We start from the raw sequence: 13,485 nt of genomic DNA, 5'->3' as shown, positions 1-13,485 counted from the left end.
AAGAAACTATAGCTTTTGGCTTTTACGGATTCGCTAGAGAAAGGTTTAGTTGACCCCCCTCTCCCAATTCTTAACTCTCCCAAAAAACAATTATGCTGCCAGATAAATACCGAAAAGTGCATCGCTGTCTCCCTCTGGTGATGGGAGTTGTATTCGCTACTACCTACAGCATCCCCATCAGCGGCCAACCCAGGATTCCCACACCATCACAATCACCGACAACAGAAAACCTAGGCGCATCAGGAACGCAGCAACCTGTGCAAGCATTTGGCGGGCAAGTCGCCATGTTTGTGGGGGATAAGGGGAGAGTCATAAGTGCAGTATTTAGCCCCGATGGTCCGCAAATCCTCACTGCTAGTGGAGATCGAACCGCCCGCTTGTGGGATATCAAAGGTAATCTCCTGACTGTGTTCCCAGAGTATGAGAAATTAGTCTTCGCTCCAGTATTTAGTCCTGATGGCAGCCAAATTCTCACCACCAGTGGGGATAAAACCGCCCGCCTGTGGGATATCCAAGGCAATCTCCTAACCGAGTTCCGGGCGTCTGAGGATCAGTTTGCTCTTAAAAGTGCCGTATTTAGCCCCGATGGTAGCCAAATCCTTACCGTTAGTACCTTTTTGGATAAAGCCGGCAGGTGGTATAAACTCCGTTTGTGGGATACCAAAGCCAATCTCAAAGCAGAGTTCCAGACCAGAAGTGACGGACCAGGAGGCTCCCTAAAAGCCGTATTTAGCCCCGATGGTCGCCAAATTCTCACCCTTAGTTGGGATGAAACCATCCGCTTGTGGGATACCAAAGGTAATCTTCTCAAAGAATTCCAGGCGCATACGGCTATTGTCCTCAGTGGAGTATTTAGTCCCGATGGCAGGCAATTTCTGACCGCCAGCCAGGATAAAACTGCCCGCCTGTGGGATACCAACGGTAATCTCCTAACCGAGTTCCAGGGGCATGAATATCATGTCGAAAGTGCAATATTTAGCCCCGATGGTCGCCAAATCCTTACCATTAGTTTGGGAACCGCCCGCATTTGGGATACCAAAGGTAATCTCCTGAGTGTGTTTGGGCAGCATGGAGATTCCCACTGGAGTTCTGTCGAGAGTCTAGCAGGATTTAGCCCGGATGGTCGCCAAATCCTTACCAGTAGTAGGGATGGCAGCGCTCAAATTTGGGATACCAAAGGCAATCTGCTGGCAAAGTTGCGGGGGCATAACAATAGCGTACGGGCAGTATTTAGTCCCGATGGCAGGCAAATCCTCACCACCAGTGGGGATAAAATCGCCCGTCTGTGGGACGTATCAGCCGCTATTGCTGCCGAATCCGAGCAAATAGCTGCCAGGGAAACCTTTCAGGAAGGCGTGTCCAAAAATAACGCTCAACTGGCAATATTCCGAGGACACAATAGTTCTGTCACCAGTGCCGTATTTAGTCCCGATGGCAGGCAAATCCTCACCGCCAGTCGAGATGAAGCTGCACGGTTGTGGGATCTCAAAGGCAATCTCCTAACCGAGTTTCGGGGGCATGAGGAAGGGGTCTATAGAGCAATATTTAGCCCCGATGCTCGCCAAATTCTCACCACCAATGGTAAGAACATCCGTTTGTGGGACACGAAAGGCAATCTCCTCTCTGTATTGCAAGGGCACAGTTCCATCAATGCCTTATTTAGCCCTGATGGTAGCAAAATCATCCCCAGCGATTGCCAGTGCTACCCGGTCAGCCTTTGGGATAGCAAAGGCAACCTCCTCGTTCAGTTCTCGGTGCTTCAGAAAATGGCAGTGGGAGTTTTGGAGTTGATAGTCCATAGTGCAGTATTCAGTCCTGATGGCAGCCAAATCCTTACAATCAGTGGGTCTAAAACGGCCAGCTTATGGGATACCAAAGGCAACCTCAAGGCCGAATTCCCACTCGGGCATGAGGGGAGCGTCAGAAGTGCAGTATTTAGCCCGGATGGTCGCCAAATCCTCACCGCTAGTCGAGATGAAACCGCCAGCCTGTGGGATATCAAAGGCAATCTCCTAGTCGTGTTCCGGGGGCATAAGGAGCGGCTCCAAACAGCCATATTTAGCCCCGACGGTCGCCAAATCCTCACCACCAGTTTAGATAAAACCGTCCGCCTGTGGGATATCAAAGGCAATGTATTGGCAGAGTTTCGGGGCCATGAAAGAGGTGTCACCAGTGCCGTATTTAGTCCCAACGGTCGGCAAATCCTCACCGCTAGCTATGATGGAACTGCACAAGTTTGGGATACCAAAGGCAATCTCCTGGCTGTGTTCCGAGGGCATGACATAGAAAGAGGTGTCGGAAGTGCCGTATTTAGCCCCGACGGTAGTCAAATCCTCACCGCTAGTTCTGATGGCACCGCCCGTCTGTGGGATTTGTCAATAGCAATTGCTGCCCAAGCCCAGCAAATGGCAGCGCTGCAAACTTTTCGGGAAAGCGTATCTAAAAATAACGCTCAACTGGCAGAGTTACGGGACGATAAGTATGGATTCGAGCGTGCAGTGTTTAGCCCGGATGGTCGCCAAATTCTCACCCTTAGTTGGGATGAAACCATCCGCTTGTGGGATACCAAAGGCACTCTTCTAACCGAGTTTCAAGCCCCTAAGAAAAAGGTCAGAAAACCAATATTTAGCCCCGATGGGCGCCATATCCTGACAAGTGGTGGTGCAACCGCCCACTTGTGGGATACCAAAGGTAATATCCTCACCGAGTTCCAGGGGCACCAGGAGGAGGTTGAAAGTGCAGTATTTAGCCCGGATGGTCGTCAAATTCTCACTGCTAGTAGTGATAACACCGCCCGCCTGTGGGATACCAAAGGCAATCTCCTGGCTATATTCCAAGGACATGAGATTAATGTCAACAGTGCAGTCTTTAGTCCCGATGGCCGGCAAATCCTCACTGCCAGTTTAGATAAAACCGCCCGTCTGTGGGATACCAAAGGCAATCTCCTGGCTGTGTTCCGAGGGCATGAGACGAGTGTCCAAAGTGCAATCTTTACCCCAGATGGTCGCCAAATTCTCACTCTAGGCAGTGATTTCCACGGAAATGCCCGCCTGTGGGATATAAAAGGTAATCTCAAAGCAGAGTTTCGAGGGCAGAACGATGTAGATAAAGGTTCCAGTCACGATGAGAGTGCAGTATTTAGCCCCGATGGTAGTCAAATCCTGATCACCAGTAACGATAGACTTTCCCGCCTATGGGATATTTCTGGCAATCTCCTAGCAGTATTGCGAGATCATGACAGTTCTGTCAACAGCGCCGTATTTAGTCCCGATGGCCGGCAAATCCTCACCGCTAGTGAGGATCAAACCGCCCGTTTGTGGGATGCAAAAGGCAATCTTCTAGCGATATTTCGAGGACATGAGGATGGGGTCAACCATGCAAAATTTAGCCCTGATGGTCGCCAAATCCTCACTGTTAGTAGTGATAGAACAGCTCGCCTGTGGGATTTATCAGTTGGGATAAAAGTTTCTGCTGCTGAAGTAGCATTTATGAAAGGAACCCAACTTTCTAGCCAAAGCACAGTCGAATCTAAACAACTTGCACTGGCAAAGTTAGAAGAAGCCGTCGCACTATATCGTGCAGATAGAAACTACGCCCAAGCCACACGCACTCTCCTTTCAATCGGTAAAATTTACGCCCATTTCGGACAATTTCAATCTGCCCTAGACTCCTACAACCAAGCATTACTCTTATCAAAACAAGCCGGTGCCAAAGCCGAAGAAGCCGCTATTATCAACAGTTTTGGTCAACTCTACACCGATTTAGCTGACCCGACAAGCGCCCTGGATTACTATAACCAAGCATTACCCCTGTTTTATCAATTAAATGACCAAGCGGCAGTCGCCAATACCCTCAACAACATTGGTGATATTCACGCTGCTACAGGAAACTGGAAAAATGCCCTAGACTCCTACAACAAAGCCCTAGTCATCTCCCGACCCGCAGGTAATTTAGCAGCAGAAGCTACTGCCTTAACTGGCATTGGTAGCACCTACATCGCTTCAAAAAAATGGTCAACTGCCCTGAATGCCTACAACCAAGCCCTAAAAATCTCCCAACACTTAAACGACAAAGTAAAAGAAACCACAGTCCTCAACCAAATGGGGAAAATACAAGCTGCTTTAGGTCAGAATTCTACCGCTCTTAAAAACTATAACCAAGCTTTATCTGTATCCCAACAACTCGGTTACAAAACAGAAGAAGCGCACATCATCTACAATCAAGCCATCTTAAACCAACAACAAAATAACCTCACAGTTGCCCAAACCGAAATCGAAACCGCAATTAATATTATTGAAAACCTCCGCACTCAAATCGGTAGCCAAGAACTGCGCCAGTCTTACTTTGCCCGCAACCAAAATTATTATCAGTTTTACATCGATTTGTTTATGCAACTGCACCTGAAAAATCCAGATAAAGGTTACGACGCACAAGCCTTTCATGCTAGCGAACGTGCTCGTGCCCGCAGTCTACTTGAACTCCTTAGCGAAGCCAGCGCAAATATTCGCCAAGGTGTTGACTCGCAACTGCTAGCACAAGAACAAAATTTGCAACAACAACTCAGTGATTTTCAGCATCGCAAATACCAAATTATCATCGCTAAATCTACCCAAGAAGCTGTGGATGAAATTCAACAAAAAATCGACACAGTTCTCAAGCAACTCGCTCAAATAGAAGCTAAAATTCGCGCCAGCAGTCCTCGTTACGCTGCTCTAAAATATCCCGAACCTCTCAACTTGCCACAAATTCAACAACAGGTACTCGATGACAATACGCTACTTTTAGAATATTCTCTGGGTGAGGAGCGCAGTTATTTGTGGGCGGTGACGAAAACTTCTTTCACCAGTTACGAACTCCCTTCTCGCACCGAGATTGAAGCCACGGCTAAGAATTTCCGCGATACTTTAACCAAAGCCACCACGAGAACCTCTCCTCAAATGGTTGCTGAATCTGCTGAACTTCTGAGCCAAATGATCCTCGCTCCGGTTGCTTCTGAGTTGGGCAACAAACGCTTGCTAATTGTTGCGGATGGAGCCTTGCAATACATTCCTTTTGGCGCCCTTACTCTGGAAAAATCTGAAGCGCCGCTAATAGTTAAGCATGAAATTGTTAATCTGCCTTCTGCTTCAACTTTAGCTATTCTGCGGCGGGATATGGCGACTCGTCAACCGGCTCCAAAGGCGATCGCATTGTTTGCAGATCCAGTTTTTAGCACTGACGATGAACGGCTCAAAGGCACGAGTACATCGCCGGTAACGAAGAATCAAACTGTTGAAAATCTGCCAGTGGAAGCGCAACAATTACAGAGATCTGCCTCAGAGGCCGAAATTTATTGGACTCGCCTACCTTTCTCGCGAACTGAAGCTGAGCAAATCCTGGCTTTGGTACCCGATGATTTGGAAAAACAAGCGTTTGACTTTACGGCTAATCGTACCACGGCAACCAGTCCCGATTTATCTCAATATCGCATTGTTCATTTCGCTACGCACGGATTTGCTAATAGCAAACATCCAGAATTATCGGGATTGGTGCTTTCTTTGGTTGATGAGAAAGGTACGTTACAAAATGGTTACTTGCGACTGAATGATATTTTTAATCTCAATTTACCGGCCGAATTGGTGGTGCTGAGTGCGTGTCAGACGGGTTTGGGAAAAGACATTAAGGGAGAAGGGTTGGTGGGTTTGACAAGAGGGTTTATGTATGCGGGGGCGCCACGTGTGGTGGTTTCTCTGTGGAGTGTTGAGGATCAAGTAACTTCTGAGTTGATGACACGATTTTACAAAAAAATGCTCCAAGATAAGTTGGCGCCTGCTGCAGCATTGCGATCGGCGCAAATCGAAGTGCTACAGCTTCCAGAATTCCAATCTCCTTATTATTGGGCTGCTTTTGGGCTGCAAGGAGAATGGAATTGAGTGCGCTTCTGCGTGGGAGAGGGGGAGAAAGTGGGGGAGTGCGATATGAAGAAAATATTTCCTTCTTACTTCTTCCCTCTTGCTTCTTCCCTCTTCCTTCCACATCCGATATTAATCGCCGACTTCCCCGACAACCTCCGCAGCAGCCTGAGTTTCCAGCCAGAGTTTGAGCAGCAAGAGCTCCGCCCGATCGCCCAACACCGTCGCAAACACCCCATCAGCCCCCTCAGACGCGCCAGAAATCCACGTACCGCGCAGAGTCACTTCTACAAACTCAGCATCAGCAACACAAAGGTCGATCGCATCGTTGTCGTTTCGGCGGGCCTCAGATTCCAACAGAGACAGCGCTGGCAAATTCGCGGGCAGCAAAAATGCCGCAGTGCTCGATTCGACGCTGATGCTTTGACCAACTCGCATAGCCAGCACAACTCGCAGCGCCACTAACTGTTCGGGAGATTGAGCCAAACGCTCTAGGTTAAAGCCCGTTTCAGTGTAAGTCAACTTCAGCATATTGACAGCCCTAAATTTGGAATTGAAAGTTAAAAATTGGTAATTGAAAATTGGTAATCGGGAATTGGGAATTGGGAATTGGGAATTGGGAATTGGGCATCGGGCATTGGATAGGTCGGAATGAAAAGTTTGCTATTCCGGCCTAAAATCCTTTTCAATTACAGGACTTAATTAGCTATTAACTATTAGCTATTACCAATTACCAATTACCTGTTCTGCCCATGCCCCATACCCCATGCCCTATCCCCCATGCCCTATTCCCCTATTTGGTATTCGTGCCAAAAAAGTTCGGCAAAAGCAACAGTGGGGTGTATGGGGGCTTTCGGCTTAGTTCGCAGAGTCATTCCGGCTTCTATGGGAGTTCGATCGCCCTTACGAGAGTTGCACCGTTCGCAAGCAGTCACCACGTTGTCCCAAGTATGCGGGCCTCCCTTCGATCGAGGCATCACGTGATCCAGCGTCAAATGCCGATTGCTACCGCAGTATTGGCAAGAATGAACGTCGCGGCGCAGAACTTCCCGGCGATTGACCGGCGGCACTTTCCAAAGCCGTTCCCTGTTACCAAAAGTTAAGCGGATTTGTTCGGGTACGTGGATGCTGCTGCTGGGCGATCGCACCAGCCAGCCGTTGCCAATGCTAAAATCAAGAGGTTCAGCCTTGCCTGTTACCAAAAGTACGATCGCCCGTTTGATGTTGACACGGCTCATTGGTAGGTAATTCTGAGAAAACACCACCACAGATTGCCTCAATACATCAGTTACTACGGTCACGGCTTGCTCCTCCTCATCAATTTTGGATTTTAGATGTTAGATTTTGAATTTTGAATTTTGCTTGCTTCGTCAGCAGTGGCTACATCTGTTTTTTTCCCAGTTCCCCAAGCCGATCGAATTTTTCAAATATCCAATCAAATGCCCCCGCTTCTCTTACTTAGAAGCGGGGGCTAGAAAAACTGCTAAAGGCAAATTTTCATCCTGTGTTGGTACAGTCGTTTAGCTGTACCTCCCGCTTCGCGTCTCTCGATATGGCTGTGCCACTTGCAGACCGTCGTGGTCTACCTCGTTGTAATGAATTTCTGCTATTTGTCCTAATCCACTATAACCGGGTTTATTTAAGCCCCGGCCCGCCCACGAGGTCGCTGCGACTGTCGCAAAACCCGTGCTAAAGACGTGCCATAACGACTCGGAGCGACCCCAGGGGCGATCGCACTTCAGTTGATAGGTGGAGTAGGTGGGGAGAAATTTCACTGTCGGCAGAAGGTGGTTAAGAGGCTTTCAATCTAGCTGTAAACATACTACACTGATATTACACATATGTCCACCCGTCACGGAGAAAAAATTATGCATACCCTACCTAGAACCTCAACCACCGAAATGGAAGTCACCAGCATTCGACTGGAAAAAGAACTCAAGGAGAGACTTAAAGAGCTCGCAGGCAATCAAGGCTATCAAGCTTTGATTCGAGATTTGCTCTGGAATTACGTGCAGCAGAAGTCTGGAGAGTATCGCCAGATGTTTTCTCGATCGGATATTCGAGCTAGCATTAATGCCACAGCACAGCAGGAGGAACGCTGCGCGCTTACAGGAGAGTTGATCCGACCGGGCGGGCCGATGTTATTAGGCCTGACGATTCACGGCGAGATGGTGCCGCTGAGTATGGGGAGTATGGCTGGATAAACCAGTTTACCGAAAATTTGTGAGAGCGATCGGCCTGGGGTGAAGGCCCCAGGCGCTGAAGATCATACTATTTTAGATTTTAGATTTTAGATTTGGGAATGGCTTATAAGATAAGGGTTGGGAGCTTGCCTAGAGTTGCATTGTTTTTGGGAACTGGTATAACAATACTTCAAACAGTTTTTGATTACCAACCGTAGAATAAGGGTTTCAAGGCGAGTCGCAATCGAGCTACCAACTGACATCTTGCACCATTTTCAATAAGCTTTTTATGGGCGGGCAGGATGCCCACCCCACAAGAAATTGCACTTGTTGTGGAACAGGCATCTTGCCTGTTCTTGAGAATGATGCAAGATGTGAGCTACCAACGGAAAATCCAGGGTTTCAGACTAGGAACTAAAAACAGTCCGGGCTATTGGTATAAAATCCCGCAGTATTTAAACAATATTTATTTAACGAACCACGAAGACGCGAAGATCACGAAGAAAGATGGAGAAGAAGATAGCTAATGTGAGCGGTTCGGGATTCTGGTAACGCAGAGCCGAATGCTCCAAAACGCGCGTGTTAATGTTAAACTTTCCATCGGGCGTGCCGAACAGACGATCGTACATTTGATGAAAAAAATTAAAGTAATGCTGAAAAACCGCTACTTGACTGCTGCCAGTTCGATCGCCCTTCTCACCATTATTGCCGGATGTGCAGCGACTGAATCACCTCAACTTGCATCTCCCTCTCCTGTAGCTGAATCTTCTCCCCCCCCAGTTAAACCAAGTCAGACTCAGCCCTTAATAGTCTCTGTTAGCAATCCAGAAACCGCCACAAATACCAAAATCCAGCAATATCTCAACGGCTTAACAGCACAAGGTTATGCCAAAGAAGACCAAGGCATCTGGATGCAATCGGGCAATACTTTGTTAGCCAATCATCAAGGTACAGTTCCTCTGTCAGCCGCTTCTATTACCAAAGTAGCAACATCTCTGGTAGCGCTGCAACAATTCGGGCCAGAACATCAATTTATCACCTTAATTGGTACAACGGGAAAAATAGAAAACGGCGTATTAAAAGGCGATTTAATCGTTCAGGGAAGCGCCGATCCGTTGTTTGTTTGGGAAGAGGCGATCGCCCTCGGTAACGCCTTAAATCAAAAAGGGATCAAGCGAGTCACTGGCAGTTTGATAATTGTCGATAAGTTTTACATGAACTTTGAACTTGATCCCATCAAATCGGGAGAATTGCTCAAACAAGGATTGAATAGTCAAATCTGGTCCAGCGAAGCCGCCGCCCAGTATGAAACCCTGCCTCCCAATACGCCAAAACCCCAAATAGCAATTGATGGTACTGTACAAGTTTTGCCAGCATCTCCCAATGACGTGCAGCCTTTAGTCAAACATTATTCTTTGCCCCTTGCTGAACTGCTCAAAAAAATGAATCAGTACAGCAACAATCTCATGGCAGATATGCTAGCGGATACTGTCGGCGGCGCTAAAACAGTCGCACAAAAAGCAGCAGCAGCAACCGGAGTTCCGCCCGCAGAAATTCAACTCGTCAACGGTTCGGGATTGAGCGAAGAAAATCGCATTTCTCCCCGGGCTGCTTGCGCGTTGTTTATAGCTTTAGAACGCTATCTTCAACCTTACAGCATGACAGTTGCGGATGTCTTAACTGTAGTTGGGAAAGATAAAGGAATACTATCAGAACGGCCGCTTCCCCAATTAGCAGTAATCAAATCTGGCACGTTGGATAATGTTAGCGCTTTGGGCGGAGCCCTGCCCACTCAAAAACAAGAAACAGTGTGGTTTGTGATTATGAATCGCGGGGCAAATGTCGAGACATTTCGCACTCAGCAAGAGGTTTTACTGAAAAGCTTTTTGAATGAGTGGGGAAGTGTTCAAGTTTCGCCGCCCGAATTAACGCCAAATCCTGCTAGAAGTAGTAAGGTATCTCGCAGCGAAATTGTTCAATAAACTGTTGTGCATTTAATTTGTATATTTCGGGCGGGCTAGAAGCCCACCCCACAACAGAGTGTTTAGGGTGCGTCAGCACAGAAATTTTAAATTTTCAGCTAAAATAATGCAAGCTGATGCACCCTAGGAGTACAAACCAATTTAATTAGGGGTTTTCGCCCTAGCGACTACTATGCCGATCGCACTTTCGACTCTCCTAATATATCTGTGCAAGTCGTAAGCAACTGTCACCTCCCCAGCCGGCGAAGCGTGAATTAAACCGAGGTTCCCGTCAGCATTCCGATAAACTAAACCCGTGTGGGTGACATCCAATCCTTTAACATCCGTGGCTACCGCTACAATATCCCCTGGTTTTAACTGAGAATAAACACTTTTTATCTGATTTGTCGGGATGTAATTAACAGTAGTTTTGGCTAAGTCTGCTTCTTGGCTGACTATGCACTGATAAGTTGCTTCGTCTTTGACAATTTGCGGGTAACTGCTGCGGTGCTGACTCATGAAATTTAGTGTTTTATTCATGGGAATTCCACCTAATTCAGCGGTGATATTTTCCACAGTTTGCCGTTTTTGATTGTCGTTAATCCATTCGGAAAAATAGTGCAATCTGCTACAATAACCGTTGATTTTACCGTTTAAATACCGCTGTTCTTCTATGCGATTTACAAAATTTTGGTAGTCGTAATCTTGTACTGCTACGCCCCTGGCGATAGCCAAAACAGTTTCGACAAATAAAACACAATCAAATTTATTCAAAGTTACAATCAACTTTTCTTCGCCGGATTTGTCCAGCAAACCCTCGGCGTAGGGCAATCCTTGGAAATTATCGGCGATCGCCTGGACGATTTCTCCGATCGTGCGATCGTGCAAATTTTGTTGTTTTGCATACTGTACAACCTTTTCAAAACGTGCTATGTCTTCGGGTTGTGCAGCGGTTTCTGTCTCCGTATCATTTGAGTCCGATCGTCTCGCCAGCATCTTCAGCAATTCGGAATAGGAAATTTCCGCTAAATTGTTGAAGTCCCACAACATACTCGGAAAACTGGAAACAGTTTGCTTGTTTGTTACTTCCAGATTTTCGCTTTCTCCCGTCAAGGAAAACGCTACATCCGCGCCCTGTCCGGCTGTTTGTCGCTCAACAACATATCCCGTAGCAGATTGAGACTGAAATGCCCAAACATCAGGTATCAAAGAATTATTCACGCCGACGATCGCAAATCCCAAAACAGCCAGACTCCAAAAATTTCTCATGTTTTTCAAAGGATTTTGCTTCAACTCAGTGCTATCCTGAAAATTTTACAATTACTAGAAGTCTCAATCAGCCTAGTAGACAGATAAAATTGGCAACAGCGGACTAGATCGATACACTTGTCATTTAGATGCCGCCCTATTATAAACTGATCGTGCGAGTTTGATACCACAACACTGTAATGCAAGTAGAACGCCGACGCCGCCCCATCGGGCCCCAACGCCCAATCGAGTCCCGACGCCAAAGCAGCGAGCGTCCAGTCCAGTCCCGACGCCAAAGCAGCGAGCGCCGAGTCCCATCTCGTCGCCCAATCCAGACCCGACGCCCCATAGACCTCTTGCAAAAGTCGCTCTCAATTCTTGAAATTATCTGGGTTAATCTGCGTTCATCTGCCTGGTATCTGCGGTTGACCGAGCGAGCAAAGATTCATGCAACAGGTCTAATCCAATCCCGACGCCAAAGCAGCCAGCGCCCAGTCGGACGCCGACGCCAAAGCAGCGAAGGCCCAGTGCCATCTCGTCGCCGAGTGAGGACGAAATTTTCTCGGCTAAAATACCGTAACATTTTGTGTTTAATCGCCGGGGCGATCGCGTTCTTTTGGGTCGTCACAATACCGTTCAGAATTCGCCGTCCCCCAGAACCGCCAGTCATCTTGGCTCAACCGGCCGTCTCGCCTCAAGAAGCACTCTCACCTCCGACAATTGAACCATCGGAAAATTTAGCTGCTCGTCAAAGCGAGCCTACCTTTAGCTACAACATCAAAACACCTCCCAATCCCGTTTACTCTCAAGAATTGCAAGGGATTGTTGATGAAGCTGTCAAGATTGCAACCAGCAAAGGATTGCCTGCTGAACGGCTATCAATTACCTTATTTGATGTCAGCAATTCCAAAACTCACACCTTTGCCGGATATCAAAATCAAACTCTCCGATTTCCCGCTAGCGTTGCCAAGTTATTTTGGATGGCAGCCTTTTACTCAGCCATGGAAAAAGGCATCATTACGCAAAGAGAATCTGCCTTTAAAAACGACCTCGATCAAATGATTCGCGTCTCCAACAACGATGCTGCTAGCAGGCTTTTAGACAAAATCACAGATACAAAATCCGGCGGACGGCTTGCAGGAGAAGACTTGCAAACATGGCTGAAAAAGCGCACTCAAATTAACACATTTTTCCAGTCTGCAGGCTACAATGATATTCGTATAAGCACCAAAAATTATCCCATATACTATTTGAGGCAAGAAGGCCCAATCGGTCGCGACTTGCAATTGCGGGGCGATGCTTCCCAGCCAATTCGCAATCAAGTAACTACCGACCAAGCCGCCAGATTAATATATGAAATCTATACTAGGCAAGCGGTTTCCAGCGTCGCCAGTCGCAAAATGGCTTACTTGCTGACTAGAGACTTAGACCCCAAGGCATGGAAAAATGACCCTAGCAATTCGATACAAGGATTTCTCGGCGAATCTTTACCAACTAATATTTATTTTGGTTCCAAAGTAGGCTATACTTCCAAATCCCGCAGCGAAGCGGCATTTGTCAGAACTTTAGACGATCGCGCGATTTATATCTTAGTTGTTTTTGCAGACGATCCGGCTTATTCCAAGGACGAAACAGCATTTCCGGCAATTTCCCGATACGTTTTCGATCAACTAAACGCTCGTGGCCCCATCACTTTGCAGTGATATGGAGTAGGGCCGGTTCACTCTATTTTGTATGAGGACTTACGCAAAAAACTGGTTTCTGCCACAAATCCCCACTGCCGACCAAAGAAACCGGTTTCTTATACCCTGTGTGCAAGCCCTAATTAGGTTTGTAGCTATGAAGTCGGTCTTCTCTCGTCGCCCTTGGGCAGACTACAAACAATCAGTTAAATAATTGATTGACCTTCATCATCCAAGATACAAGTCCCCAGATTCATCCGTGGAGAAATAAAAAACCTGTATCCGATAAGCAAGCCCCCGAATTTATCCGTGGGGTCAATGCTTCAATTCTTTAATCTAAAATCTAAAATCGATTGACCGGAAACAATTTAACTGGGGCGAAAGGATTCGAACCTCTGAATGGCTGGACCAAAACCAGCTGCCTTACCACTTGGCGACGCCCCAACGTCTTAACCTTCACTATCTTAACATTCAAACACTGGAATCTGTCAAGCATTTTGACAATAAAATTTAAAAAATG

At 47.1% G+C, this 13,485-nt stretch carries 8 protein-coding genes and 1 tRNA gene; 4 read left to right on the top strand and 5 right to left on the bottom strand.

Annotated features, from left to right (window positions below; all coding sequences use genetic code 11):
• The first annotated feature begins 92 nt into the window (after positions 1-92).
• Positions 93-5,912 carry a CHAT domain-containing protein gene (locus QUA70_RS01345; RefSeq protein WP_333344787.1) on the top strand — a complete coding sequence of 1,940 codons (5,820 nt, stop codon included), beginning with the start codon at positions 93-95 and terminating at the stop codon, positions 5,910-5,912.
• Between the two features lie 111 nt (positions 5,913-6,023).
• Here the strand turns inward: QUA70_RS01345 and QUA70_RS01340 are convergent, their stop codons facing one another.
• From QUA70_RS01340 to QUA70_RS01330, 3 genes are all read right to left on the bottom strand, one after another.
• Positions 6,024-6,422 carry an alr0857 family protein gene (locus QUA70_RS01340; RefSeq protein WP_333327124.1) on the bottom strand — a complete coding sequence of 133 codons (399 nt, stop codon included), beginning with the start codon at positions 6,420-6,422 and terminating at the stop codon, positions 6,024-6,026.
• Between the two features lie 254 nt (positions 6,423-6,676).
• On the bottom strand, positions 6,677-7,192 hold the full coding sequence (locus QUA70_RS01335) for an HNH endonuclease (protein ID WP_333327126.1): 516 nt from the start codon (positions 7,190-7,192) through the stop codon (positions 6,677-6,679).
• A gap of 219 nt (positions 7,193-7,411) precedes the next feature.
• The gene (locus tag QUA70_RS01330; RefSeq protein WP_333327128.1) at positions 7,412-7,666 is read right to left on the bottom strand and encodes a hypothetical protein; all 255 of its coding nucleotides are present in this window, start codon (positions 7,664-7,666) and stop codon (positions 7,412-7,414) included.
• A gap of 93 nt (positions 7,667-7,759) precedes the next feature.
• Between QUA70_RS01330 and QUA70_RS01325 the strand changes: the two genes are divergently transcribed.
• A complete protein-coding gene (locus tag QUA70_RS01325) occupies positions 7,760-8,095 on the top strand; it encodes a ribbon-helix-helix domain-containing protein (protein WP_333327130.1) in 336 nt (111 codons plus the stop codon).
• Between the two features lie 629 nt (positions 8,096-8,724).
• The gene (locus tag QUA70_RS01320; RefSeq protein ID WP_333327249.1) at positions 8,725-10,056 is read left to right on the top strand and encodes a D-alanyl-D-alanine carboxypeptidase; all 1,332 of its coding nucleotides are present in this window, start codon (positions 8,725-8,727) and stop codon (positions 10,054-10,056) included.
• Positions 10,057-10,197: 141 nt separating this feature from the next.
• Here QUA70_RS01320 and QUA70_RS01315 read toward each other — a convergent pair whose 3' ends face one another.
• A complete protein-coding gene (locus tag QUA70_RS01315; RefSeq protein WP_333344784.1) occupies positions 10,198-11,304 on the bottom strand; it encodes an N-acetylmuramoyl-L-alanine amidase-like domain-containing protein in 1,107 nt (368 codons plus the stop codon).
• A 179-nt stretch (positions 11,305-11,483) separates the two neighbouring features.
• On the opposite strand from QUA70_RS01315, the gene QUA70_RS01310 reads away from it, so the two are divergent.
• Entirely contained in the window at positions 11,484-12,986 is a 1,503-nt protein-coding gene (locus tag QUA70_RS01310; protein WP_333327134.1) for a serine hydrolase, read from the top strand.
• Between the two features lie 351 nt (positions 12,987-13,337).
• Here the strand turns inward: QUA70_RS01310 and QUA70_RS01305 are convergent.
• Positions 13,338-13,409, bottom strand: a tRNA-Gln gene (locus QUA70_RS01305).
• Between the last annotated feature and the right edge of the window lie 76 nt (positions 13,410-13,485).

It is taken from the genome of Microcoleus sp. LAD1_D5 (assembly GCF_036702115.1).
GTDB lineage: Bacteria > Cyanobacteriota > Cyanobacteriia > Cyanobacteriales > Microcoleaceae > Microcoleus.
This window is presented reverse-complemented; position numbering and strand designations above follow the sequence as displayed.